This window comes from Mycobacterium paraffinicum (genome assembly GCF_025822865.1).
GTDB classification, from domain to species: domain Bacteria; phylum Actinomycetota; class Actinomycetes; order Mycobacteriales; family Mycobacteriaceae; genus Mycobacterium; species Mycobacterium paraffinicum.
In genome coordinates this window covers 62,662-86,852 of sequence record NZ_JACKUR010000014.1, presented here as the reverse complement: position 1 = coordinate 86,852, position 24,191 = coordinate 62,662, and the positions used below count along the sequence as shown (strand labels likewise).

Sequence of the window (24,191 nt, the reverse complement as noted above, 5' to 3'; positions counted from 1 at the left end):
CATTTGTGTTCTCCTGCGATAGGTCTCGGCGTGAGCGGCCGGGCCACCCATGCACCTCCTAACTCGCCAGTGACGAAGCTGGCACTTCTGGACCAGGCCGCTTTCCTGCGGCTGCGGGCCACCGGTCAAGGCAGCACGGTGCAATGCACGTGGGTGTACGACCGCGACGTGAACATCGACGAGTTGCGCACCTTCAAAGACAATCTCGCTGCCGGTCTCCTCGGACGGCGCATCGAACGCTCACCGCTGCCGTTCGGGCGTCATCGTTGGGTACTCGACAACCATTCTCCCGACATCGCGCTAGAGCCGCGGCAACCGCGGTCGGCGATCGGCACGTGGATCGAAAGACGGGCACAGGTACCCGTCGACCCCGAGTTCGGCCCGACGTTTCACCTGGGCGTCCTGCCGCTGGACGACGGAGGCGCGGCGGTCACCTTGGTGTCATCACACTGCGTCGTCGATGGGCTCGCGGCGATAACGGCGGTAACCGAGGCGGTCAATAATCAGAGACGCAATCGCGGCTACCCACAGCCGAATTCACGTAGCCGGGTGCGCGCCGTCTCCGAGGACCTGACCGATGCCGTGCGTTCGCTGCCTATGGTCATCCGCGCCCTCATCGCGACTCTGATGATTGTGCTCACGGCCTCGTCCGGCCCCCGGTCTGCGGCTGGGGCGCGGCGGCCCGGCCCGCTTTCTGGGATTGCTGACGAGCAGACCGCACTCCCATCGGTGACGATCCAGACCGACGCCGCCGCATGGGACGCCCGTGCGCGCAGTCTCAACGGAAGCAGCAACACACTGTTCGTCGCATTCGCGGCTCGGCTGGCGCACCGGATCGGCAGGGTGCTTCCAGACGGGAACTCGGTAACGGTCGTGCTCCCCGTCAGCGATCGCACCGGCAACGACGACCGGGCCAACGCCCTGACTTCGATCACGCTTTCCGTCGACGGAACGACGGTGGCCAGCGACTTGAGTCGCGTGCGGGCCGATGTCAAGAGGCGACTGACGTCGCTGCCCCAAGAGCCCAACGAAATGCTCGCGGGATTACCGCTTGTTCCGTTCACACCACGCTGGCTCGTCCGCCACGCCGAAGGCGTCGCCATGTCGACCGGCCAACTTCCGGTCGGCTGCTCCAACCTCGGAAGCCTCGATCCCGCCGTTGGCCGCATCGATGGTGCCGATGCAGCCGAGGTCTCCATCCGGCTGGCCGAGCAGGGCATCACCCGCCGCCGCATCGAGCAGACCCATGGCCAATTGTTCTGCAGCACTGGAACGATCAACGGCAGCCGGTTTCTCAACGTCATAGCGTGCCAGGACGGCGCAGGCAACACCGCAGCGCAAGCCCGTGAGCTCGCGTGCAGCGCGCTGGCTGACCTGCGGCTGGGGGCCACCACCGTCTACGAGGGCCAGATCTGATGGTGGGCGTCGACCTCAGAGCGACTCAAAGCCGGCGCCACCTCATGTACGCGGGTGTCGCCGCCGCGATTGCGGCCTGGGCGGTAGCCGTGCTGTGGTTCGCGATCAAGATCGTTCCGCTCGACGTGTACTGGATGTCGTACTACGCGGCCGACTACACGCATGGCTTCGTGCGGCGCGGTCTCGCAGGCGAATTGGTGCGGCTCGCCCCGGGACACTACTTCTCCGCCGCGCTGATTCTGCGGTGGCTGTCGACGGCAAGCTACCTAGGCGGCCTGGCAACGGTCGCGGGTGTGGTGCTCTTCGGTCGCCCGCGGTCTGAGCGCAGCATGTTGGTTGCGATGCTGATTCCGTTGCTGCCCTTCGGAGTTCCGTTTGCGGCATACTCGGCCCGGCCGGATCTGTTCGGAGCAGCGGCGCTGGCGCTGTTCTCCTGCGCGTTGATGCTCGCACGTTCCCGCGCGATCGCGGTGGCATTGTGCACGGCCTACGGCCTTGCGATTGCGGCGTTGACGCTCATGCACGAGGCGGTCGGGCTGCAGTTCGCATTGGGCGCCCTGCTGGCGATCGTCGTCCTGGGCGGTGCGCTGACAGACGCCCGGGGCCTCGGCGCGCTCCTCGCCGTGACGCCAGGCGCCTGCACGACGGCCGTGGTCGCGGCATTCGGTCGTCACGACGTCGCCGCTCAACTGTGCGCGTCGGTCCCCCGCCGCTTGATGCCCAACCCGTTTGCGACGGTCACGTCACCAACCACGTTGCTGCGCTACGTCATTGACGGGCAATCGCGGCAAACCGACTACCATGACTGGGTGTGCCGAAACGTGACGCCGAATTACGACAACACAATCACGGATGCCATCCGGACCGTCGGCCACATCGGCATAGTCGGCCTCGCCGTGTCCCTGGTGTTCGGTGCCGCCGCCGTGGTGGCGACGATGTGGGGACTCAGCAATGTGTCGGGCGTGCCGCTGGGTGCGTTCCTCGACGCGCTGCGGGGCCGGGTGGTCTGGATCGTCGCCGGGTCGGTGTTGATCTCCCCGGTCTTCCTTACCGGCTACGACTGGACCCGCTGGCTGACGATCGTGGCGTTCGACATCGGAGTGGTGTTCGCCCTCTTCGCGTCGCGCAGGCCGGAGATCGGGCAGGAGCCGACTCCGAAAACGTTGCGGCTGTTCATTTTTCTTGCGATCGCGCTCGCGCTGATCCCGGTGGGCACGGTCCCCGGCTTCGGCGGGCCGCGGATGTTCTGACCGCTCCACGGCCAACCGCAACCGAGCCACCGCAAAACGCGGCCCCAAAACTGCCATTGACTAATGTCACCATTTGTTATTGACTTCGTGGCATGGCGGACGGTGTTCCGGCCCGCGGGTCATTGCGGTCCCGCGGCGCGGCAGCGGTAAGTGCGTACACCCTGCGGCCCGTCACGGGCCTGATACCCCCCGAGCGGACATGGGGGTTATGGCTGTCGCGCCAGATCGTCGCCCGGATCATGGGAACGTTTGGCCCCTCGCTGGCGGGCACCCGCGTCGAACACGTCGACACGAAACTGCCCGACGGGCGCCGCGTCAAGGGCGAATGGGTGTACGGACCGCGCACGCCGACGAGCGAGGCGCCGCGGTCGTCCACGACCGGGGGAGCCATCTACTACGTGCACGGCAGCGGTTACGCCGTGTGTTCGCCGAAAACCCACCGGCGATTGACGTCCTGGCTCTCGTCCATGACCGGCTTGCCGGTGTTCAGCATCGACTACCGACTCGCACCCCGCCACCGCTTTCCCACCGCGGCCGACGACGCACGGGCGGGCTGGGACTGGCTGGTGCAATCGTGCGGTGTGTCCCCGAAACAAATTGTGGTCGCCGGGGATTCGGCGGGCGGACACCTGGCCGTCGACATGTTGCTGCAACCCGAGGTCGCCGCCGATCATCCCGCCGCGCTGGCGCTGTTCTCCCCGCTGTACGACGTCACCTTCGCGCTGTGCGTCGCCCGTGAACGGACGCGTCGCGATCCCGCCATCCGGGCGGCCGACGCGGCTCGCCTGGTCGGCATGTATCACGCCGGAGTCGACCCCGCCCACCAGCGGCTGACGCTGAATGTGGCCGGCGGCCCGCCGCTTCCGCCGACCCTCATCCAGGCCGGCGGGGCCGAGATGCTGCAAGACGACGCCCGTCAGCTTGCGGCCGACATCCAAACCGCGGGCGGCCGATGCGAACTGCAGATCTGGCCGCATCAGGTGCACGTCTTTCAGGCACTGCCACGCATGACGCCCGAAGCCGCCAAGGCCGTGGCCTACGTCGCGAGGTTCATCGCCCACGCGTTGCAGGATGCGCGCGCCGTGGCTCAGGAGGTGCTCTGAGGGATGTTGGACAGATTGCTGGGAAGGTCGAAACCCAGCCGCGGCGCGTCGGCGGTGGTGACCGGCGCGGGAAGCGGCATCGGCGCGGCGTTCGCGGTAGAACTCGCCCGCCGCGGCGGCGCGGTCGTCTGCAGCGACATCGACGAAGCCGCCGCCCAAAGCACGGCCGACACGATCACCGAACTGGGTGCCAGGGCCACCGCCATCCGTTGTGACGTTTCGAACTTCGAGCATGTCCAGGCGCTGGCGGACCAGTCGCAGGCCTGGTTTTCCGGGCCGCCAACCCTGGTCATCAACAACGCCGGTGTCGGTGCCGGCGGTGCGGCCATCGGCGATGCGCCGCTGGACGATTGGGTGTGGACGCTGGGCATCAACCTGTGGGGGCCCATTCACGGCTGCCATGTGTTCACCCCGGTCCTGCGGGGTCCGTCGCACGCTGCCCGCGGCATCATCAACGTCGCCTCGGCGGCCGCCTTCGGCGCGGCCCCGGGCATGGCCGCCTACAACGTCAGCAAGGCCGGAGTGCTGTCACTCTCGGAGACTTTGGCCGCCGAATTGGCCGGCACCGGGGTGAAAGTCACGGTGCTGTGCCCGACCTTCGTCAAGACCAACATCGTCGAGTCGGGCCGCATCAGCGAGGAATCCAGCCAGCTGGCGAACAAATTGATGCGCTGGACCGGATTCTCCGCGGACAAGGTCGCGCGGATCTGCCTGGACGCACATGACCGCGGCGAGCTGTACTGCATGCCGCAACTCGACGCCAAGATCGGCTGGAGCATCAAACGCATGGCCCCGCAGGCCTATACGCGTGCGGCCGGACTGGTGTCCCGAATCAACCTGCCCTGATCAAGCAAAGGAGCTCCCGGTGGCCATCGACATGGAAGCAATGCTCGCCAAGATCAAGGATCGCCAATGGGCGCTGGCTGACATCGATTGGGACGCGCCCGGTGCCGAAATGATCAGTGACGAACAGCGGCCACAGCTCAAGGCGTTCATGGCCGACCTATGCTGGATCGAGAACATCGGCGCCAGGGGCTTCGCGGCGCTGGCGAAGAAGGCACCCACACCGACCATTGCCGAGATCTACCGCTACTTCCACGCCGAGGAGCAGCGGCACGCCAACGCTGAACTGGCGCTGATGAAGCGCTGGGGCATGCTCGAGGACGGTGAGATTCCCGAGCCGAACGTGAACATCCGACTGGCGATCGACTGGCTGGACCGCTGGGCCGACGACATGCCGCTGTCTCTGCTGGGCACGGTCATTCCGATGCTCGAAGTCGCACTGGACGGCGCCCTGTTGAAATTCCTCCTCGACGAGGTGCACGACCCCATCTGCCACCGGGTCTTCGAGAAGATCAACAATGACGAATCACGGCACCTGGTCGTCGATTTCGAAGTCCTCGACATGATCGGGCACGCGAAGATCCGACGGTTACTGATCGACTTCGTCGGTCACAATGCCACTCCGGGTCTCATCATCGGCGCGATCATGGGCGCACCGCTGATCAACAGGATCCGCAACGAGATCACCGCCATGGGTATGGAGCCGGAGCGGCTTTACAGAGCTGTGAAAAGATTTAAAGAGCTTGGTGATCGCGGCGAACGCACCAGGCGGGTACCGACTTATCGGTTCCTGAGGCGCTACGCGGGAGTGGTCACAAATCCACGCCACCCGTACCACCTGCTGGCGAATTCGATGGTATGGCTTTCCGACCGATATCCGCGGCCCCTGCTTCCGTCGGTACCGACTTGGGTTGGAGAACTCACCCACGAGCCGGCGGCGTGACCATGACAGACGACCGCACCCACGCGGTGCTCATCATCGGGGCCGGCTTCACCGGGCTGGGGGCCGCGATCCGGTTGGCCGACGCCGGAGTAGACGACATCGTCATCCTGGAACGCGGCGACCGGGTTGGCGGAACCTGGCGCGACACAACGTATCCGGGTGCCAGCTGCGACGTCCCATCCCTGCTGTATTCGTACTCGTTCGTCAAGAACCCGGCCTGGTCGCGTACGTACTCCCCCGCCCCGGAAATCTGCCGCCACCTCGAAGACATGGCTACCAGATTCGACATCCGCCGCCACATCCGATTCGGCCATGAGGTCAGCGGCCTGACATTCGACGAGGATCGCGGGATCTGGACCGCAACCACCAAACGCCGCAAGCGATTCCGCGCGCGCACCGTCGTGCTGGCATCCGGACCACTGTCGGACGTCAGGTTCCCCGACATTCGCGGTCTGGACAGCTATCGCGGGCACAAGATTCACAGCGCACGCTGGGACCACGACTACGATTTCACGGGCAAGCGGGTCGCCGTCATCGGCACCGGCGCCAGCGCGATCCAGATCATCCCCGAACTGGTGAAGCGGGCCGGCTTCGTCAAGGTGTTCCAACGCACCCCCTGCTGGGTGCTGCCGCGCCTGGACGCCGCTACCCCGACGGCGGTACAGGCCCTGTTCACCAAAGTGCCTGCCGCCCAACAGCTTGCGCGGCAAGCCTTGTTCTGGGGTCACGAGGCGAGCGCTACGGCCCTGGTGTGGGACACACCGCTGACCTCGCTGGCCGCGCGCCTGGGGCGGGCGCACCTGCGCACCCAGGTGAAGGACCCGTGGCTGCGACGCCAACTGACGCCGGACTTCCGGCCGGGGTGCAAGCGCATGCTGGTCTCCAGCGACTACTACCCCGCCCTGCAGCGCGACAACTGCAAGCTCATCGACTGGCCGATCGCCACGATGAGCGCGGCCGGCATCCGCACCAGCGACGGCATCGAGCACCACCTCGACTGCATCGTCTTCGCCACCGGCTACGACGTCCATCTGACCGGGCCGCCTTTTGCGGTCACCGGGCTCGGCGGCCGGTCGCTGGCCGACGAATGGGCCGATGGCGCACAGGCTTACAAGAGCATCAACGTGCACGGGTACCCGAATCTGTTCGTTATGACCGGACCCAACTCCGGGCCGGGCCACAACTCCCTGCTGGTCTACATCGAGGGCCAGCTGGAGTACGCGGTGCGCGGCATCACTGCCATCCTCGACAACGACCTGCGCTATCTCGATGTGCGGGAAGAGGTCCAGCGCCGCCACAACGACAGCCTCCAGCGCCGCCTCACCAAAACGACGTGGATGTCCGGCTGCCGCAGTTGGTACCTCACCAAGGACGGATACAACGGGTCGATGTACCCGGGTTTCGCGACGCAGTATCTTCGGCAGATGAGGGATTTCCGCTACGAGGATTACCAAGCGGTGGCGCGCCGCACCCGGGCGCTCGCCTCCGCGTCGGGCTGACGCATGGCACCGGACCGCCCGCTCCATCGTTCTTCAAGCCCCGAACCCGGCACCATCGCCAGCGTGCTGCACAACGTGCGGCGCGCGCCCAAGCGCGTTCGGCGCCAATCGCGGGAGTACCGGCAATTGATCGAGACGGCGGTCTCGCAGCTTTTCGACGCGGCGGTCCGCCACCCCCAGGGCGTCCCGGCGTCCGGTGAGTACCGGATCGATGACCTGGCCCGGCTGGCCGGCACCACCACCCGCAACATCCGCGTCTACCGCGACCGCGGATTGCTCCCCCCGCCGTTGCGGGTCGGCCGCATCGCGCTGTTCAACGACACCCACCTGACCCGGCTGCGGCTCATCACCTCGATGCTCGATCGCGGATACAACATCGCGCACGTTCGCGAAATGCTCAGCGCCTGGGAGCAGGGCAAGAACCTGGGCGACGTGCTGGGCCTGGAGACCGCCATCGCGGGCCCCTGGACCACCGAGAAGCCGGAGACCATGCCACTGGCCGAGGCGCAGCGACTCGTCGACGACCCGGACGCGTTCGAACGCCTGGTTGCGCTGCACGTCATCCGGGTCGACGGAGTCCAAGCCACCGTCACCCGCCCGAAACTGATCGAGGCGTTCAACGAAATCCGTGGCTACGGCGTCAAATTGGAGAAGCTTGTCGACTTACACGAACAGATCGTGCCCGAAATCGACAAGATCAGCGACCTGCTGGTGCGCGCCGGAGCCGAGCACGTGCTGGACCGCATCAAGCCGGGCGAGCCGTTGCCGCCGGATGCCGAGATCGCCGAGCTGATCACGATGCTGGTGCGCTTCCGCACTCAAGCCGTGGCGACGGTCACCGCCACGCTCGCATCGTCGATCGAGTCCAACATCGAATCACTGGTGGGCCACATACTCGCCGACTACCTCGAGTCGAGCTCTTCGGCGGAAACGGCGTCGGGCTAGGCGATGAATTTTCGGGGGCGGACCACTGGAGGCGAGGCGGGGGCCACCTGCCCCACGGGTTCCTGCGCTCGTGGACGATCGGCAAACCCGTAGATAATGCCCAATTGCGGGGTGGACAAGGCGGCTAGCGTGCCCAGAACCAGAAACCAGTCTTCTTTGAGCCGGTCGATACGTGCTCTAACCATGAGCTTTCCTGACGTGAACATCCGAGGGGGATGCGCCTGGGTTCCCGCTCAGCCCCGTTTCAAACTTCCCAATGGTCGTTCAGAAGTCAGCCGACCCGTCGACCCCGAAGGCGTTCGGTCCCATGGGCCCGCATGGCTGTTAAGCCATGTTGGCCTGCGAGACCCTCGTCAGCGGAAAATCACGGTCAGTGCCCGCTCAGGGTCAGTGTCCCTTCGGTTTTCAGCACCTTGCTGGCGGTGATCCTCTCGGTCTTGCGAGCCTCGCGCTCGAGATAGCGCTGCTTGGATTCGTCGAACTTGTCGGAAGCCTGCTCGAGCTCCTTGACCAACACGGCGAGATCGTCGCGCATCCGCGCGGCCTCCCCGGTGAAGTCTTCGCGTTCGAAGATGCGCCACTTCCTGAGCACCGGCATTACCACCTCGTCCAGATGGATGCGCGGGTCGTAAACACCGCCGACGGCGATGATTACCGCCTTGCGCCGGAATTCGGGCACCGTGAATCCGGGCATCTTGAAATTGCGCAGGATGCGGTGCACCGACTTCATCGCCTGGTTCGGCGCGATGTCCAGACCCGCCCCGCTGACGTCCCGGTAGAAGATCATGTGCAGGTTCTCGTCGTGCGACACCCGCGCCATCAACTGCTCCGCGATGGGTTCTTGAGACGCCTTACCCGTGTTGCGGTGGGAGACCCGGGTGGCCAGCTCCTGAAAAGAGACGTACATGACCGAGTCGAACAAGCTCTCGGCAAACAGGTCACCCTGCTGATTCTGCCCCGGGCTGAAGCCGCGGGTCATTTGCTCGAGCCGCAGCTTCTCCAGCTCCACGGGGTCGACGGCTCGGGTGACCACCAGGTAGTCGCGCAACGCCGTGCTGTGCCGAGCCTCCTCGGCCGTCCACCTGTTGACCCACTGCCCCCAGGGGCCGTCCATGCTGAAGTTCATCGCGATCTCGCGGTGATAGGACGGCAAATTGTCCTCTGTCAGCAGGTTCTGCACCATCGCCACCAGCGCGACGTCGGGGAGCCTGCTGTGTCCGGGCTCCCAATCCTGACCGTCCAGCGCATAGAAGTTCTTGCCGTCCGACCACGGCACATAGTCGTGTGGATTCCATTCCTTGAACATCGACAGGTGGCGGTTCAGCAGATCCTCGACCACCGGTTCGAGTTCGTGCAGTAGCTGCAGGTTGGTCAGATCGTTAGACACAAAGCCCTCCAGTTATGTGTGCCGTCAAGTAACGCACAATGTATCTGTGTCATGCGGTTACATAAAGATGACACGCCGGAAACCGGCGAACTAGGGCCAAAGGTCCCTACGCAGGGGAGGGGGCAAGCCCGCCGGGAGGGCTCCGGCGGGGCACGAGTCGGTCGCGCAAGCGCTACTGGCGCGGAACCAGGTAGGGCGCGAGGGTGGACAGCTTTTCGCAGGTCTCTTCGAATTCCCGCTCCGGCGTGGACTCTTCGATGATACCCGCCCCGGCCCGCAACCATGTCATGCCGTCGCGTTCGTAAGCCGCCCGCAACGTCAGCGCTGCGTCCAGGCCGCCGTCGGCCGAGAACATCACGACCGCACCGGAATACAGTCCGCGCGGTGCGTCGTCGAGGCGCAGGATCGCCTCCACGCCGCCCGCCTTCGGGATGCCAGACGCGGTGACGGCGGGGAAAAGCGCCTCCAGTGCGTCCATCCGGTCGCGCGACGGACTCAGCCGCCCGCTGACCGTGGAGCCGAGGTGCTGCACGCTCCCGCGTTCTCGGACCGTCATGAAGTCGGCGACCACCGCACTGCCGGGTTCGGCGATCTCGGCCATCTCCTGTAACGAGCTTCGCACCGAGATCGCGTGCTCGACAATCTCTTTGGAGTTCGATTCCAGGTCGTCGCGGGCCTGCCGGTCGCGGGCCACGCCGCGACCCAGCGCCCGCGTACCCGCCAGCGGCTCGGTCACCACAATGCCGTCGTCATGGACGGCCGCGACAAGTTCGGGGCTGTAGCCGACGGCGCGAATTCCGCCCAGCCGCAACAAGAACGACCGCACCGGGGTGTTGTGTCGACGACCCAGCCGGTAGGTGGACGGGAAGTCCAGCGGGAAAGGCACCTCGAGACAGCGGGACAGGATCACCTTGTGGTAGCGGCCCGCCGCAATCTCGGCGACGGCCGACGCCACCCGGTCGCGGTAGCCAGACGGGTCGGCGATGACGTCGACGGCGCGAGCCTGCCGCGCCTCGGGCACACCGTCACCCAGCAGTCCGAGTACCGCGTCGCGGTGCGCCGCGGTCGCGTCCCACAGCTGGACCGCCTCCCGGTCCACCACGATGCGCGTGCGGGGCCAGAACACGCGAGCCAGCGGGGTTCGTGACGCCAGCCGCTGCTGCAGCCCGTAGCGGTAGACGCCGAACTCGAAGGCGATCCACCCGAAGAGTTGGTCGGTTTCCAGCAACAGCCTGTCGACGGCCTCGCCCAGCACGGGCCCGGGCCGCCCCGACCACTGCTGCCGCTGAACCACCCCGTCCCGGATGACCCGCACCTCGTCGCTGTCCAGCTCGACCATCGCGCGCACACCGCTGGCCAGCACCCATTGACCGCCGCGCTCGTAGAGCAGGTATTCCTCGCCGACTCGTTCGGGAAGCAACGCGGCAAGCTCGGCGGCCAGGTCGGCCGGGTCGACGTGCGCGGGAAGGGGAATCGGCGATGACGTGGAGCCGGCGGAACTCGTCTGAACGCTGACCTCGGTCACGGTTAGTAAATGTAGCCTAACCTATGTAGGAGCGCGCAACTACTCCCCGCAAGCCCCGGCAAATCCGGCCGGCCCGCTAAAACTCCCTTCGAGTCAATGCACCAGCGATCCTGAGAGGCGGAGTTGGGCTCGACACCCCGGCGGCCCGGCTATTCACAGTTTCCGCAGGTAAACGAGGTGGCAAAGCTGGTGTCGCCGGGACCCGCACCCCCAGCGTGCACCTCGACACCCCAAAGACACCCCGAACGTTTCCCCACTGTTTACGTCGTGACGGAACATCGACCGGCCACGGTGACGTGACTTCTCCTAAGATCGAGTCGATCCGTGCAAACCCGCCGACCGGGGCTCAGTTGGGCGCGGAGGCTCGGTGAGTCCATCGCAGTAGGTAAAGGAGTGGCGCTTGAACTCCTATCTGGACGACTATTCGAGAGCAACACCATGTTCGTGATCCGGCTTGCGAACGGCGAAGAGGTCCAGGGCGGCGAGAGTGACGAACTCGAAATCAACCAGGAAACCGGCGTGCTTACGGTTTCGCGCGTTGACGGTTTCGAGAAAATCACCACCCATTACTCACCAATGGCGTGGCTGTCGGTGACACACCGCCAGAAGGGCGTCGGGGTCCGGCCGTCGGTCATTTCGTCGGCGCGTTGATTCTGCGCTGACCCCACAGCAAATACACAGCACTTTCCCACCAAATCCACGCCTACCAAACCGCCGGCGCGCATTCGAGAGATCGCCGGCTAGAGGCCTTTGAACAGGGGTTTTTCTGCGCTCCGGTCCGCCGGCAGCGCTTCGACACGCTCGTACTACACGCTTTGCATTCGAGTGGCGGTTTGACACCGGCGGGGATAGGTTTTGCTCGGTCGTCGGGATGTTCGTGGTGGCTCCGCTTGCGGACGGTGCTTTCCCTGATCACCGCACTCATCGAGGGAGGCATCGAATGCTGCAAGAGTTCTGGCAGAACTTCACCCATAACCTGTTCAAGCCGCTCCTGCTGTTCTTCTACTTCGGATTCCTCATCCCGATCCTGAAGGTGCGCTTCGAATTTCCCTACGTGATCTACCAGGGCCTGACCATGTACCTGCTGCTGGCCATCGGCTGGCACGGCGGCGAAGAACTCGCCAAGATCAGCGCCGGCAGCATCGGGGTCATCGTGGGCTTCATGGTGTTGGGGTTCGTGCTCAATTTCGTGATCGGCGGCCTCGCCTACCTGCTGCTGAATTGGTTGACAACGCTACGAAGAATCGACCGAGCTACGGTCGCGGGGTATTACGGATCCGACTCGGCCGGCACGTTCGCCACCTGCGTGGCCGTCCTGACGGCCATCGGCATGGCGTTCAACGCCTACATGCCGGTCATGTTGGCCGTCATGGAGATTCCGGGCTGCCTGGTGGCGCTGTACTTCGTGGCGCGGCTTCGCCACCGCGGCATGGACACGGCGGGAAACATGATCGACGAGCCGGGCTACATCGCGCCGGTCAGGGCTTCAGTCGGGCCCGGCACCGCGGCCCAGCCCCCGCACGGCCAGAGCCTCGAGGCCGAGCACGAGCGCGGGATCGAGGAGGAGCTCGAATTCTCCCTGGAAAAGCTCGACCATCCGGACTGGGAGGCCGACCAGAGCCTGTCCCGCACGACGGGCAAGCGGGTGCCGATCTTCTCGCGGGAGCTCTTTCAAGAGGTTTTCCTCAACCCCGGCCTCGTCCTGCTGATGGGAGGCATCATCATCGGCCTGGTCAGCGGGCTACAGGGGCAGAAGGTTGTCGCCGACGACGACAAGTTCTTCGTCATGGCGTTCCAGGGCGTGCTCTGTTTGTTCCTGCTCGAGATGGGCATGACGGCTTCTCGGAAGTTGAAGGATCTGCGAACCGCGGGCCCCGGTTTCATCCTCTTCGGTCTGCTGGCGCCGAACCTCTTTGCGCCACTTGGCATCCTGGTCGCCCACATCTACGCCTCGCTCACCCACGTCGATTTCAAGCCGGGAACCTATGTGCTCTTTGCCGTGCTCTGCGGCGCGGCGTCCTACATTGCCGTCCCGGCGGTCCAGCGGCTGGCGATACCCGAGGCCAGTCCCACCCTGCCGTTGGCCGCGTCACTCGGTTTGACGTTCTCTTACAACGTGACGATCGGGATCCCGCTATACATCGAGGTCAATCGGCTGATCGGCCACTGGTTCTAGTTGCGCTCGATCCAGGCCGGCGCCGGCGAATCGTGTTGGGCGACAATTCCTTTGACCGGCTGGGCCGGACCTGAGCCGACGCCCGACCCAGCTGGTTGTTAATTGTTCGTAAAGACGGGTTGAGTCGGCTCACCGAAGCCCCGGGTGTCCGTTAAGTTCGTGCGCGCCGCGAGTCGCTTGCTGCCGCCCGCTGCGCCGGTCTGCGTCGCCAGGAGGCGCCCATGCTCTACGAGTTGTGGCAGAACTTCATCCACAATCTCTTCAAGCCGCTGTTGCTGTTCTTCTACTTCGGGTTCCTCATCCCGATTCTGAAGGTGCGGTTCGAGTTTCCCTACGTGATCTACCAGGGCCTGACCATGTACCTGCTGGTGGCCATCGGCTGGCAAGGTGGCGAGGAGCTCGCCAAGGTCAAACCGGCCGAGATCGACAACATCGCCGGGTTCGTGGCGCTGGGCTTCGCGCTGAATTTCGTGATAGGTGCACTCACCTACCTTCTGCTGCGCTATCTGACCCGGCTGCGGCGGGTCGACAGGGCGACGGTTGCGGGCTACTACGGATCGGACTCCGCCGGCACGTTCGCCACCTGCGTGGCCGTACTGACCAGCGTCGGGATCGCCTTCGACGCCTACATGCCGGTCCTGCTGGCGTTCATGGAGATTCCCGGCTGCCTGGTGGCGCTATACCTGGTGGCCCGACTGCGGCACCGGGGAATGGACGACTCCGGCTACCTGCCGGACGAACACGGCTACACGGCTCCCGTCAAAGTCGGGCCGGGCACGGCCGCCCAGCGCGAGCGCGCCGAAGGTGTGGACGAGCGAATCGAGCGTGGGATCGAAGAGGAGCTGGAGTTCTCGCTGGAAAAGCGAGAACATCCCGAGTGGGACGGGGACACCCTGCAGCGCAAGAAGGCACCGCTGTTCTCGCGCGCGATTTTGCAGGAGGTGTTCCTCAACCCCGGGCTGATCCTGCTCGTCGGCGGCATCGCCATCGGTTTCATCGGTGCGCTGCAGGGCCAGAAGGTTGTGCACGACCAGAACGAGCTGTTCGTCGCGGCGTTTCAGGGTGTGCTCTGCCTGTTCCTGCTCGAAATGGGCATGACGGCGTCCCGCAAGCTGCGGGATCTCAAGCTGGCCGGCAGCGGATTCATCGTCTTCGGCTTGTTGGCGCCCAATGCCTTTGCGACGCTGGGCATCCTGGGCGCCTACTGCTACGCGAACCTCACCGATACACACTTTCAGCCAGGTACCTACGTACTCTTCGCCGTGCTCTGCGGCTCGGCGTCCTACATCACGCTGCCCGCCGTGCAGCGGCTGGGAATCCCCGAGGCGAGCCCGACCTTGCCGCTGGCGGCCGCGCTGGGCCTGACATTCTCCTACACCGTCACCATCGGGATCCCGCTGTACATCGAAATCAATCACGCAGTCGCGCACTGGTTCCCAAGCAGCTGAGCACTACCCCAGGACGGTTCGCACCACACCGTCGGCCAGCAGCCGACCGCGCGGCGTGAGGACGAACCGGTCGCCGTCTGATACCAGCAACCCGTCGGCGACCGCGCCTTCGGCGCGTTCGAGTTCGGCGGCGCTCAGCACGTCACGCGGAAGACCTTGCCGCAGCCGAGTTTTCAACAACACGTCTTCGGTGTGCAGCGCGTCGGCGTCCAGCCGCTCGAATCCTCCCACCGGCAGCCTGGGAGCGGCCAGCCTCTCCGCATAGGCGTTGGGGTGCTTGACATTCCACCACCGCGTGGCGCCGGCGTAGCCATGGGCTCCGGGTCCCGCACCCCACCACTGGCCACCGTCCCAATAGCCGAGGTTGTGTCGGCATTCGCCGCCGGGCCGCGACCAGTTGGACACTTCGTACCAGGTCATTCCGGCCTCCGACAACCGGGCATCGACCAGCTCGTAGCGGTGCGCGAGCACGTCGTCGTCCGGAGCCGCCAGCTCGCCACGCCGAACGCGTCGGGCCAGCGCGGTGCCCTCCTCGACGACCAGCGCGTATGCCGAGACGTGATCGACGCCGGTCTCGATCGCCGTGTCGACCGAGCGCACCAGGTCGTCGTCGGACTCCCCCGGCGTCCCATAGATCAGGTCGAGGCTGACGTGCTCGAAGCCCGCATCCAAGGCTTCGCGTGCGGCGGCGGCCGATCGATTGGGGGTGTGAATGCGGTCGAGGACTCCCAGCACCCTGGGTGACACCGACTGCATGCCGAGCGACACCCGCGTGTAGCCGGCCGCGCGGATGGCGTCGAAGAAGTCCGGCCAGGCCGACTCGGGGTTGGCCTCCGTGGTGATCTCGGCGTCGGGCGCCAGCGCGAAATGCTCACGCACCATGTCCAGCAGCGCCGCCACACGCGCGCCGCCCAGCAGTGACGGCGTACCTCCCCCGACGAAGACCGTGTTCACGGTCGGCCCGGCAAGCCGCTCGGCGGCCAGCTTCAGCTCGGTCCGCAGCGCCGCCAGCCAGGCGTCGGGGTTCACACCGCCCAACTCGGCGGGCGTGTAGGTGTTGAAATCGCAGTAGCCGCAACGCGTTATGCAGAACGGAACGTGGATGTACACCCCGAACGGCCGCCCGGGGATGGGCTGCAGTTCGGGCAGCTCGACCGTTTCCTCGCGAAGTGCCATGCCAAATGATGCCACGGTGGGCGGTACCCGGCCGCGGTGTCGATCCCGCGACCGCGCACGACGGCCGGCAGCGTTTTCCTGGCTTTTCTCACCGGCGCGGCCAGCTTGATCCGAATTCCGCTCATCGTGAGCCGATATTTGGCCTGGTTGTATGGCCCCCCCGGCGGGCATGGCACAATGGACGCGTGACCGTCGCTCAGCCCAGCCTTCGCATTGCGCTCGTGGCGCGGCGGCACATTGATCTCAAGCGTGTTTGCAGCTGTTGCTGTCTCCCTTGATGTCGTAGACCCGCCCACCTGTACGTCCAGCTGGCATCGGATCTGCGCCGCCGATACCACCGGTGAGCTGCGCCTCTGTGCCTGCGATGTCGAGAAGGAGTCCTCTCCAATGACCACAGCCCGTCCCGCCAAGGCCCGTAACGAGGGCCAGTGGGCGCTGGGAGACCGCGAACCACTCAATCCCAACGAAGAGATGAAGCACGCCGGCGCCCCCCTCGAGGTGCGCGAACGCATCGAGAACGTCTACGCCCAGGCCGGGTTCGACAGCATCGACAAGAGTGACCTGCGCGGACGCTTCCGCTGGTGGGGGCTCTACACCCAGCGCGAACAGGGTTACGACGGCACCTTCACCGGCGACGAGAACGCCGACCTGCTCGAAGCCAAGTACTTCATGATGCGGGTGCGCTGCGACGGCGGCGCGCTCTCGGCCGCCGCGCTGCGCACGGTCGGCCAGATCTCGACCGAGTTCGGCCGCGACACCGCCGACATCTCCGATCGCCAGAACGTGCAGATGCACTGGATCGAGGTCGAAAACGTCCCCGAAATCTGGCGGCGGCTCGCCGACGTCGGCCTGCAGACCGCCGAGGCGTGCGGCGACTGCCCGCGCGTCATCCTGGGTTCGCCGCTGGCCGGCGAGTCACTCGATGAGGTGATCGACCCGACCTGGGCGATCGACGAGATCGTGCGTCGCTACATCGGCCAGCCGGACTTCGCCGACCTGCCGCGCAAGTACAAGACCGCGATCTCGGGTCTGCAGGACGTCGCGCACGAGATCAACGACATCGCTTTCATCGGAGTCAACCATCCCGACCATGGGCCCGGCCTGGACCTGTGGGTCGGCGGCGGCCTGTCCACCAACCCGATGCTGGCCCAGCGGGTCGGCGCCTGGGTGCCGCTGGACGAGGTGCCCGAGGTGTGGGAGGCCGTGACATCGATCTTCCGCGACTACGGCTACCGGCGACTGCGGTCCAAGGCCCGGCTGAAGTTCTTGATCAAGGACTGGGGCATAGCCAAGTTCCGTGAAATTCTCGAGACCGAGTACCTCAAGAGGCCGCTGATCGACGGCCCCGCCCCCGAACCGCTCAAGCATCCAATCGACCACATCGGGGTGCAGCGGCTCAAGAACGGGCTCAACGCCGTCGGGGCGGCTCCGATCGCCGGACGGGTCTCGGGCACCATCCTGTCGGCCGTGGCCGACCTGATGGACCGGGCCGGCTCGGACCGGATCCGGTTCACTCCGTACCAGAAGCTGGTCATCCTCGACATAGCCGACGACAAACTCGATGATGTGCTCGCGGGCCTGGAGGCGCTCGGGTTGCAGACGAAGCCGTCCCAGTGGCGCCGAAACCTGATGGCCTGCACCGGGATCGAGTACTGCAAGTTGTCGTTCGCCGAAACCCGGGGCAAGGCCCAGGTCTTGGTGCCCGAGTTGGAACGCCGGCTCGAGGACATCAACGCTGCGCTCGACGTACCGGTCACGGTCAACATCAACGGCTGTCCGAACTCGTGTGCGCGAATCCAGGTGGCCGACATCGGTTTCAAGGGCCAAATGGTCGACGACGGCCACGGGGGCTCCGTCGAGGGCTTTCAGGTACACCTGGGCGGCAGCCTCGGGCTGGATAGCGGATTCGGGCGAAAGCTGCGCCAGCACAAGGTCACCAGTGACGAGTTGGGCGACTATATCGACCGGGTGGTACGCAACTTCATCAAAAACCGCAGTGCGGGAGAACGGTTCGCGCAGTGGGCGATTCGGGCGGATGAGGACGATTTGAGATGAGTGAACAGGCAACGAAACGGACCGAAGCCGAACTGCGGGAGCTGGCGGCGCGCGGCGCCGCGGAGCTCGAGGGCGCCAGCGCGACGGAGGTGTTGCGGTGGACCGATGAGCATTTCGGCGGCATCAACGGACCCCGCGGCTGGGCCACCTGCAACTATGTGTTGACCTCCAGCATGCAGGAGGCCGTGTTGATCGATCTGGCTTCCAAGGTTCGGCCGGGTGTGCCGGTGGTGTTCCTGGACACCGGCTACCACTTCGCCGAGACCATCGGGACCCGGGACGCGGTCGAATCGGTCTACGACATTCACGTCCTCAACATCACCCCCGAGCAGACGGTGGCCGAGCAGGACCAGTTGCTGGGGAAGAACCTCTTCGGGCGTGACCCGGGCGAGTGCTGCCGGTTGCGCAAGGTCGTGCCGCTGCGCAGGGCCCTGAGCGGATACTCCGCCTGGGTGACCGGGTTACGCCGGAGCGAAGCGAAGACCCGTGCCAACACCCCGATGATCGGCTTCGACGAGGGCTTCAAGCTGGTGAAGATCAACCCCTTGGCGACGTGGACCGACGAGGACATGCAGAACTACATCGACGAGCACGGTGTGCTGGTCAATCCGCTTGTCTACGACGGATATCCGTCGATCGGCTGCGAACCGTGCACGGCCAAGCCGCTCGCCGGTGCCGACCCGCGCAGCGGGCGCTGGCAGGGGCTGTCGAAAACCGAGTGCGGACTGCACGCCTCGTAACGGAGAGCGGGCGTTACGCCGACGTCAGCGTGGCTTGATCCTCGCCGGTGCCGGTGGGACGGTCGTTGCCGCTGTCCGCCGAGTTAGCGGCAAGGGACGGGATTCGGGTCGCGCGCACGTAGACGGTGTCCCCCTCGCGTAGGGCCAGGGCCTCGGCGTCGCCGCGGGTGATCTGGGCGGTGAACGCCCCACCGGTGGCGGCGCTGGTCAACTCCACCCGCACCTCGAAGCCGAGCACTACCACCCGGTCGACGGTGGCGCGCACTACCCCGATGGACTCTGCGGTGCCGTCACCGCCGGCGATGGCCATCTCGGGGTTGCGGCCCACCCGGATATCGTGCGGGCGAACCAGATTGCCGTTCAGGGCGGATACCGCGCCGAGGAACGACATCACGAAGGCGCTCGCCGGTGCGTCGTAGACCTCGGTCGGCGATCCCACCTGTTCGATACGACCGTGGTTCAGCACGGCGATGCGGTCGGCGACGTCCAATGCCTCCGCCTGGTCGTGGGTGACCAGAACAGTGGTGACGTGCACCTCGTCATGAAGGCGACGCAACCACGCGCGCAGGTCCTCGCGCACCTTGGCGTCCAGCGCGCCGAACGGCTCGTCGAGCAACAGCACCTGCGGGTCGACCGCCAGCGCCCGCGCGAGCGCCATCCGCTGTCGTTGACCGCCGGAGAGCTGATTGGGATAACGGTTCTGAAATCCGCTCAGCCCCACCACTTCCAACAGGTTGTCGACCTTGGCCTTGACCTCCGCCTTGGGCCGCTTGCGGATCTTCAGGCCATAGGCGACGTTGTCGCGGACGGTCAGGTGCTTGAACGCGGCGTAGTGCTGGAATACGAACCCGATGCCTCGCCGCTGCGGCGGCACCCGCGTGACGTCGTGACCGTTGATGGTGATCGTCCCGCTGTCGGGTTGATCGAGTCCGGCGATGGCCCGCAACAGGGTCGACTTGCCGGAACCACTGGGGCCCAACAGTGCCGTCAGCGAGCCGGAGGGCACGACGAAGTCCACGTGGTCCAGGGCCACGAAGTCGCCGTAGCGCTTGTAGGCGTTGCGCACGACGATGGCTTGGTCGACGGACCGGCTGTCTTTGTCTGTCATATCCGAGTCTCCATGTCAGGCTACCTGGCCGCTCTCGCCCGGCGGATGTCCAGAATCACTTGGAAGATCAGGACCAACACCGCGACGCCCATCAACAAGGTCGACAGCGCGTAGGCGCCGTACTCGGCACCGCGGTTATACCGATCCGAGACCAGCAACGTCAGGGTTTGGGACCTTCCCGGGAGGTTCGACGACACGATGATGACCGCACCGTATTCGCCGAGGGTGCGGGCGATGGTCAGCACGATGCCGTAGGTCAGACCCCACCGGATCGAGGGCAGGGTGATCCGCCAAAAAGTCTGCCACCAGCCCGATCCCAGGGTGGCGGCCGCCTCCTCCTGGTCGGTCCCCAATTCGTGCAGGACCGGTTCCACCTCGCGCACAACGAAGGGCAGGGTGACGAAGATGCTGGCAAGGACGATGCCGGGCAGCCCGAAGATGATCTTTAACCCGAGGTCCCTTTCCACGAAGCCGAATGCGCCGGCGGATCCCCACAACAGGATCAGGGCGACGCCGACGATGACCGGCGACACCGCGAACGGCAGATCGATGACCGCCTGCAGCACGCCCTTGCCACGAAACCGGTTGCGGGCGAGCACCAGAGCGGTGGGAATGCCGAAAACCACGTTCAGCGGCACCACGATGGCGACCACCAGCAAGGTCAGGTTCAGCGCCGAGATCGCCGCGGGCGTGCTCACCCAGTCGAAGAACTGGCCGAAGCCGGGCCGAAACGTCCGCCACAGGATCAGGGCAACCGGTACGGCCAGCAATACGAAAAGGTATGCGAGCCCGATGAATCGGATCAGGTATCGAACCCTGGGCGACGAGGTCACGCCGCCAACTCCTGACGCTTGGCCGCGCGTCCGCCGACGACTCGCAGAATGAACAGCACCACAAACGAAATCGACAGCAAGACGATGGATATCGCGGCGGCGCCGGTGCGGTCGTCGTTCTCGATCAGGGTGCGTATCCACTGCGATGACACTTCGGTTTTGCCCGGTACCGCGCCACCGATCAGGACCACCGACCCGAACTCGCCGATCGCCCGTGAGAAAGCCAGGCCCGCGCCGGACAGCAAGGACGGCGTCAACGACGGCAGCACGACAGAAGTGAAAACCTTTGCGCCGCTGGCACCCAACGACGTCGCCGCCTCTTCGGTTTCCCGATCGATTTCCAGCAGCACCGGCTGCACGGCACGCACCACGAACGGCAGCGTGACGAAGGCCAGCGCCACGGCCACGCCCCACGCCGTGTGCTGCAGATGCAGCCCTACCGGGCTGTTGTTGCCGTAGAGGGCCAGCATCACCAGGCTCGCGACGATGGTGGGCAGCGCGAAGGGCAGGTCGATGATCGCATCGACGAGCCGCTTGCCGACGAAGTCGTCCCGCACCAGCATCCAGGCGATGACCAGGCCGAAAACCAGGTTCACCAAGGTGACCCCGGCGGCTATGGTCAGGGTGACCCGGAACGACTCCAACGCGGCGTTTGACGTCACCGCCAACCAGAAGGCGTGCCGGCCACCGCCCGCGGCCTGCCATGCGATGGCGGCCAGCGGCAGCAGCACGATCACCGAAAGCCACAGCGTTGCCACTCCCACCCGCAGTGACGTGGTACCCGACCTGCGACGCCCCGAATTCGATTGGCGGTGCCCGGCGTCATCACCTGCCGGGTGACCGAGCTCGGGCCTGATTGCCTGGGGGTCGGGCGTGATCGCGGCCGTCATCCGGTGGCCTGCGTGTAGATCTTGGTGATGCTGCCGGTGGTCTTGTCGAACAGCTGCGGATCCACCGCGCTCCAGCCGCCGAGGTCGGCAATCGTCCACAGTTTCGCCGGCGCCGGAAACTGGTCGCGGAATTCGGCGGCGACGGCCGGATCGACCGGCCGAAAGCCGGCCTGCCCCCATGCCTTCTGCGCCGTGGCCGTGTACTGGAAGTTCTTGAAGGCGACCGCGGCGTCCAGGTGCGGGCTGGTGGTCACCACCGCAACCGGATTGTCGATTTTGAAGGTCTGCGGCGGGTTGATGTGCTCAACCGGTTTGCCAGCGCGCTCGGTGGCGATCGCCTCGTTCTCGTAACTGATCAACACATCCCCGCTGCCCTGAACGAAAACATCGGTGGCCTCCCTCCCCGAACCGGGCCGCAACTTGATGTGTTCATGCACCAGCTTGCTGATGAAGTCGACGCCGGCCTGGGTGTTGCCGCCGCCTTCGCTCTTGACGGCGTACGGTGCGAGCAAATTCCACTTGGCCGACCCCGAGCTCAGCGGACTGGGCGTGATGACCTCAACTCCCGGCCGCAGCAGGTCATCCCAGTCCTTGATGTTTTTGGGATTGCCCTTACGCACCACCAGGGTTACCACCGACCCGAACGGAATTCCCTTGGTGGCGTCGGTATTCCAATCTTTGGATACCTTGCCGGCCTTCACCAGTCGCGTGATGTCGGGTTCGACCGAGAAGTTCACGATGTCGGCCGGCTTGCCGTCGACGACTCCGCGCGACTGGTCGCCGGAGGCGCCGTAGGAGGTGATCACCTGGATGCCCTTGCCCTCCTCGGCGGCGTTGAAGGCGGGGATGACCTTGCTCCAGCCGGGTTCTGGGACCGAATAGGCCACCAGCGTGATACTGGTGCGCGCGTTGCTCGGTCCGCCCCCGCCCACGACGTCACTGGCGCCGCCACTGCACCCCGAGATGACCGCGACGATGAGGGCGAGCGCACTCACCGGCCGCCAGCGCGAAGCGATGTCGTGGAGCATTCGGGCCTTCCAGTACGGGGACTTAGGTGATAGTGGTCCCGTTGCTGCGGAAAGGCGCCTAAACGACTGGGAGGCCTGACGAACCCCATACCAGACCGCACACGGGATCGGCGGTCAGCGACAACAGTGCACGAAGACATGGCGTTCTACGACACCGGATGTCACGTGCATGGCGGGAAGCCTAACAGGAATCGCCGGGCCCGCCACCGCTCGCGTCGCCGTGCGGGCACGCTGCGCGAAGTCGCGCACTCAGTGCGTTAGCCACCACGCGACGATCACCAGCACCACGAGCGAGACCAGAATCAACGTCACGTGTGACCGAGGCATAGGCGTTACCCGGGCGCCTCACCGGCGTGGCGGGCCCGGCGCATCAGGGCGATGCTTTTGCCGAGCAGGCCATCGAGCAGTCCCGCCGTGACCGCGGCCACGACCAGCACGACCGGCATCACCACCATGGCCTGGAGCACGAAAGCGAGCCCGGAAAGCCACAGCTCGTTGCCGTCCCACCAATTCAGGAAAGCGGTCACGGGGCTCACCCTATTCGGCCCTGCAGCCGAAAACCAATGTGCCAAGATCGGCCCATGTCCGCCCCGTCGTCCCCACCCGCGGCAACGGCCTGCCTGATCGCCGGCGGCGGCCCGGCGGGCATGGTGCTGGGCCTGCTACTGGCACGCGCCGGCATAGACGTCACGGTGATGGAAAAGCACGCCGACTTCCTGCGTGACTTTCGCGGAGACACCGTGCACGCGAGCACCTTGCGACTGCTCGACGAACTGGGTTTGGCCCACGATTCGCCGAAATTCCACACCGCCTCATCGACACCGTCCACATGGAGATACAGAACGCACCGCTCGGCCTCGACCTGACCCGCTTGCCGGGGGCGCACAAGCACATCGCGCTGGTGCCGCAATGGGACTTCCTGGAGCTGGTGGCCACCGCCGCCGAGGCAGAACCGACCTTCCGGCTGTTGCGCAGCACCGAGGTGACCGGCGTCATCCGGGACGCCCACCGCGTCGTCGGCGTCACCTACCGGGACCCGGCAGGCGAGCTCAAGGAGATGCGCGCCGAATTGACCGTGGCCTGCGACGGCCGCTCTTCGACGGTGCGTTCTTCGGTCGGCCTCCTACCGCACAGCTTCGGCGCGCCCATGGACGTGTGGTGGTTCCGCTTGCCCCGCTACCCCGGCGATCCGCGGGGTCTGGCCGGCGTGTTGCGGGCCGGACACGCCGTCATCGTGATCGACCGCGGCGATTACTTCCAGATCGCCTACATCATCCCGAAGGGAACCGACACCCGGCTGCGGTCGGAGGGCATCGAAGCGCTGCACCGGGCGCTGGTCGGCATGGTGCCCTGGCTCGGTGACCGCGTGCAGACGCTGACGTCTTTCGATGACGTGAAACTGCTAGACGTACAACTGAATCGGCTTCGTCGCTGGTATGCCGACGGTGTCCTGTTCATCGGTGACTCCGCGCACGCGATGTCGCCCGTCGGCGGGATCGGCATCAACCTGGCGGTGGCCGACGCGGTGGCGGCCGCCCGCATCCTGGCGGACGCGCTGCGCGCCGGACGGGTGCCCACCCGGCGACTCGCCCGCGTGCAGGCGCGCCGCTGGTTTCCCACCGCGCTGCTGCAGACCGCCCAACGGTTGATCCATGCCAACGTGATCGCCGCGGCGGTGGGCGGAAACGTGCAGCGTGCGCCGCTGGGCGTGCGGCTGGTGGGCCACTCCGCGGTGCTGCGGCGAGTACTCGGCTACCTCGTCGCGATCGGCCCGTTTCCGGAGCACGCCCCGAGGTTTGCCCGGCGCCGCGGATGACCCCAAGCGG

At 65.8% G+C, this 24,191-nt stretch carries 21 protein-coding genes and 1 pseudogene; 14 read left to right on the top strand and 8 right to left on the bottom strand.

What is annotated here, in order from left to right:
- The first annotated feature begins 69 nt into the window (after positions 1–69).
- From H7J89_RS04035 to H7J89_RS04005, 7 genes are all read left to right on the top strand, one after another.
- Positions 70–1,416, top strand: a complete 1,347-nt coding sequence (locus H7J89_RS04035) for a condensation domain-containing protein (RefSeq protein ID WP_264036709.1) — start codon at positions 70–72, stop codon at positions 1,414–1,416.
- A complete protein-coding gene (locus H7J89_RS04030; protein WP_264036707.1) occupies positions 1,416–2,666 on the top strand; it encodes an Rv1490 family membrane protein in 1,251 nt (416 codons plus the stop codon). Before H7J89_RS04035 ends, H7J89_RS04030 begins: the two co-directional genes overlap by 1 nt.
- A gap of 92 nt (positions 2,667–2,758) precedes the next feature.
- Positions 2,759–3,769, top strand: coding sequence for an alpha/beta hydrolase (locus tag H7J89_RS04025; protein ID WP_264036705.1), 1,011 nt, complete (start codon positions 2,759–2,761; stop codon positions 3,767–3,769).
- Positions 3,770–3,772: 3 nt separating this feature from the next.
- The gene (locus H7J89_RS04020) at positions 3,773–4,615 is read left to right on the top strand and encodes an SDR family NAD(P)-dependent oxidoreductase (protein ID WP_264036703.1); all 843 of its coding nucleotides are present in this window, start codon (positions 3,773–3,775) and stop codon (positions 4,613–4,615) included.
- 19 nt (positions 4,616–4,634) lie between these two features.
- Positions 4,635–5,555: a ferritin-like domain-containing protein gene (locus H7J89_RS04015; protein WP_264036701.1), complete on the top strand. Its 921-nt coding sequence runs from the start codon at positions 4,635–4,637 to the stop codon at positions 5,553–5,555.
- 2 nt (positions 5,556–5,557) lie between these two features.
- A complete protein-coding gene (locus tag H7J89_RS04010) occupies positions 5,558–7,054 on the top strand; it encodes a flavin-containing monooxygenase (RefSeq protein WP_276041699.1) in 1,497 nt (498 codons plus the stop codon).
- A 3-nt stretch (positions 7,055–7,057) separates the two neighbouring features.
- Positions 7,058–7,999 (top strand): MerR family transcriptional regulator, encoded by a 942-nt coding sequence (locus H7J89_RS04005; RefSeq protein WP_264036696.1) that lies wholly within the window; start codon positions 7,058–7,060, stop codon positions 7,997–7,999.
- A gap of 370 nt (positions 8,000–8,369) precedes the next feature.
- Here the strand turns inward: H7J89_RS04005 and H7J89_RS04000 are convergent, their stop codons facing one another.
- Together H7J89_RS04000 and H7J89_RS03995 are read right to left on the bottom strand one after the other, a co-directional pair.
- Positions 8,370–9,386 carry an acyl-ACP desaturase gene (locus H7J89_RS04000; RefSeq protein WP_264036694.1) on the bottom strand — a complete coding sequence of 339 codons (1,017 nt, stop codon included), beginning with the start codon at positions 9,384–9,386 and terminating at the stop codon, positions 8,370–8,372.
- A gap of 172 nt (positions 9,387–9,558) precedes the next feature.
- Positions 9,559–10,911 carry a salicylate synthase gene (locus H7J89_RS03995; protein WP_264036690.1) on the bottom strand — a complete coding sequence of 451 codons (1,353 nt, stop codon included), beginning with the start codon at positions 10,909–10,911 and terminating at the stop codon, positions 9,559–9,561.
- Between the two features lie 438 nt (positions 10,912–11,349).
- Here H7J89_RS03995 and H7J89_RS03990 point away from each other — a divergent pair, with 438 nt between their 5' ends.
- From H7J89_RS03990 to H7J89_RS03980, 3 genes are all read left to right on the top strand, one after another.
- The gene (locus tag H7J89_RS03990) at positions 11,350–11,562 is read left to right on the top strand and encodes a hypothetical protein (RefSeq protein ID WP_067203288.1); all 213 of its coding nucleotides are present in this window, start codon (positions 11,350–11,352) and stop codon (positions 11,560–11,562) included.
- Positions 11,563–11,851: 289 nt separating this feature from the next.
- Positions 11,852–13,087, top strand: coding sequence for a sodium-dependent bicarbonate transport family permease (locus tag H7J89_RS03985; protein ID WP_264036688.1), 1,236 nt, complete (start codon positions 11,852–11,854; stop codon positions 13,085–13,087).
- A 221-nt stretch (positions 13,088–13,308) separates the two neighbouring features.
- On the top strand, positions 13,309–14,535 hold the full coding sequence (locus tag H7J89_RS03980; protein WP_264036686.1) for a sodium-dependent bicarbonate transport family permease: 1,227 nt from the start codon (positions 13,309–13,311) through the stop codon (positions 14,533–14,535).
- A 3-nt stretch (positions 14,536–14,538) separates the two neighbouring features.
- Here the strand turns inward: H7J89_RS03980 and hemW are convergent, their stop codons facing one another.
- Positions 14,539–15,711 (bottom strand): radical SAM family heme chaperone HemW, encoded by a 1,173-nt coding sequence (gene hemW / locus H7J89_RS03975; protein ID WP_264036684.1) that lies wholly within the window; start codon positions 15,709–15,711, stop codon positions 14,539–14,541.
- Between the two features lie 5 nt (positions 15,712–15,716).
- Between hemW and H7J89_RS25865 the strand changes: the two genes are divergently transcribed.
- The 3 genes from H7J89_RS25865 (at position 15,717) to H7J89_RS03965 (ending at position 18,506) form a co-directional block, all read left to right on the top strand.
- Positions 15,717–15,989 (top strand): Ms4527A family Cys-rich leader peptide, encoded by a 273-nt coding sequence (locus tag H7J89_RS25865; protein WP_372513706.1) that lies wholly within the window; start codon positions 15,717–15,719, stop codon positions 15,987–15,989.
- A 109-nt stretch (positions 15,990–16,098) separates the two neighbouring features.
- Complete coding sequence (locus H7J89_RS03970) at positions 16,099–17,766, top strand: nitrite/sulfite reductase (RefSeq protein ID WP_264036682.1); 1,668 nt, start codon at positions 16,099–16,101, stop codon at positions 17,764–17,766.
- Positions 17,763–18,506, top strand: coding sequence for a phosphoadenylyl-sulfate reductase (locus H7J89_RS03965; protein ID WP_264036680.1), 744 nt, complete (start codon positions 17,763–17,765; stop codon positions 18,504–18,506). The genes H7J89_RS03970 and H7J89_RS03965 overlap by 4 nt, the downstream gene beginning before the upstream one ends.
- 13 nt (positions 18,507–18,519) lie before the next feature.
- Here the strand turns inward: H7J89_RS03965 and H7J89_RS03960 are convergent, their stop codons facing one another.
- The 5 genes from H7J89_RS03960 to H7J89_RS03940 form a co-directional block, all read right to left on the bottom strand.
- The gene (locus tag H7J89_RS03960) at positions 18,520–19,614 is read right to left on the bottom strand and encodes a sulfate/molybdate ABC transporter ATP-binding protein (RefSeq protein ID WP_264036678.1); all 1,095 of its coding nucleotides are present in this window, start codon (positions 19,612–19,614) and stop codon (positions 18,520–18,522) included.
- Positions 19,615–19,634: 20 nt separating this feature from the next.
- Positions 19,635–20,447, bottom strand: coding sequence for a sulfate ABC transporter permease subunit CysW (gene cysW / locus H7J89_RS03955; RefSeq protein WP_264036676.1), 813 nt, complete (start codon positions 20,445–20,447; stop codon positions 19,635–19,637).
- Positions 20,444–21,337: a sulfate ABC transporter permease subunit CysT gene (cysT, locus tag H7J89_RS03950; RefSeq protein ID WP_264036674.1), complete on the bottom strand. Its 894-nt coding sequence runs from the start codon at positions 21,335–21,337 to the stop codon at positions 20,444–20,446. Before cysT ends, cysW begins: the two co-directional genes overlap by 4 nt.
- A complete protein-coding gene (locus tag H7J89_RS03945; RefSeq protein WP_264036672.1) occupies positions 21,334–22,365 on the bottom strand; it encodes a sulfate ABC transporter substrate-binding protein in 1,032 nt (343 codons plus the stop codon). The genes cysT and H7J89_RS03945 overlap by 4 nt, the downstream gene beginning before the upstream one ends.
- A gap of 332 nt (positions 22,366–22,697) precedes the next feature.
- On the bottom strand, positions 22,698–22,892 hold the full coding sequence (locus tag H7J89_RS03940) for a hypothetical protein (RefSeq protein WP_066952819.1): 195 nt from the start codon (positions 22,890–22,892) through the stop codon (positions 22,698–22,700).
- 54 nt (positions 22,893–22,946) lie between these two features.
- Between H7J89_RS03940 and H7J89_RS03935 the strand changes: the two are divergent.
- A pseudogene (locus H7J89_RS03935) lies at positions 22,947–24,181 on the top strand (FAD-dependent oxidoreductase).
- Positions 24,182–24,191 lie beyond the last annotated feature (10 nt).

Bases quoted from the DNA above. Each gene is read 5' to 3' on its own strand.
- H7J89_RS04030 (WP_264036707.1), top strand. From the start codon at position 1,416: ATGGTGGGCGTCGACCTCAGAGCGACTCAAAGCCGGCGCCACCTCATG.
- H7J89_RS04025 (WP_264036705.1), top strand. From the start codon at position 2,759: ATGGCGGACGGTGTTCCGGCCCGCGGGTCATTGCGGTCCCGCGGCGCG.
- H7J89_RS04020 (WP_264036703.1), top strand. From the start codon at position 3,773: ATGTTGGACAGATTGCTGGGAAGGTCGAAACCCAGCCGCGGCGCGTCG.
- H7J89_RS04010 (WP_276041699.1), top strand. From the start codon at position 5,558: ATGACAGACGACCGCACCCACGCGGTGCTCATCATCGGGGCCGGCTTC.
- H7J89_RS04005 (WP_264036696.1), top strand. From the start codon at position 7,058: ATGGCACCGGACCGCCCGCTCCATCGTTCTTCAAGCCCCGAACCCGGC.
- H7J89_RS03990 (WP_067203288.1), top strand. From the start codon at position 11,350: ATGTTCGTGATCCGGCTTGCGAACGGCGAAGAGGTCCAGGGCGGCGAG.
- H7J89_RS03985 (WP_264036688.1), top strand. From the start codon at position 11,852: ATGCTGCAAGAGTTCTGGCAGAACTTCACCCATAACCTGTTCAAGCCG.
- H7J89_RS03980 (WP_264036686.1), top strand. From the start codon at position 13,309: ATGCTCTACGAGTTGTGGCAGAACTTCATCCACAATCTCTTCAAGCCG.
- hemW (WP_264036684.1), bottom strand. From the start codon at position 15,711: ATGGCACTTCGCGAGGAAACGGTCGAGCTGCCCGAACTGCAGCCCATC.
- H7J89_RS25865 (WP_372513706.1), top strand. From the start codon at position 15,717: ATGATGCCACGGTGGGCGGTACCCGGCCGCGGTGTCGATCCCGCGACC.
- H7J89_RS03970 (WP_264036682.1), top strand. From the start codon at position 16,099: ATGACCACAGCCCGTCCCGCCAAGGCCCGTAACGAGGGCCAGTGGGCG.
- H7J89_RS03965 (WP_264036680.1), top strand. From the start codon at position 17,763: ATGAGTGAACAGGCAACGAAACGGACCGAAGCCGAACTGCGGGAGCTG.
- H7J89_RS03960 (WP_264036678.1), bottom strand. From the start codon at position 19,614: ATGACAGACAAAGACAGCCGGTCCGTCGACCAAGCCATCGTCGTGCGC.
- cysT (WP_264036674.1), bottom strand. From the start codon at position 21,337: ATGACGGCCGCGATCACGCCCGACCCCCAGGCAATCAGGCCCGAGCTC.
- H7J89_RS03945 (WP_264036672.1), bottom strand. From the start codon at position 22,365: ATGCTCCACGACATCGCTTCGCGCTGGCGGCCGGTGAGTGCGCTCGCC.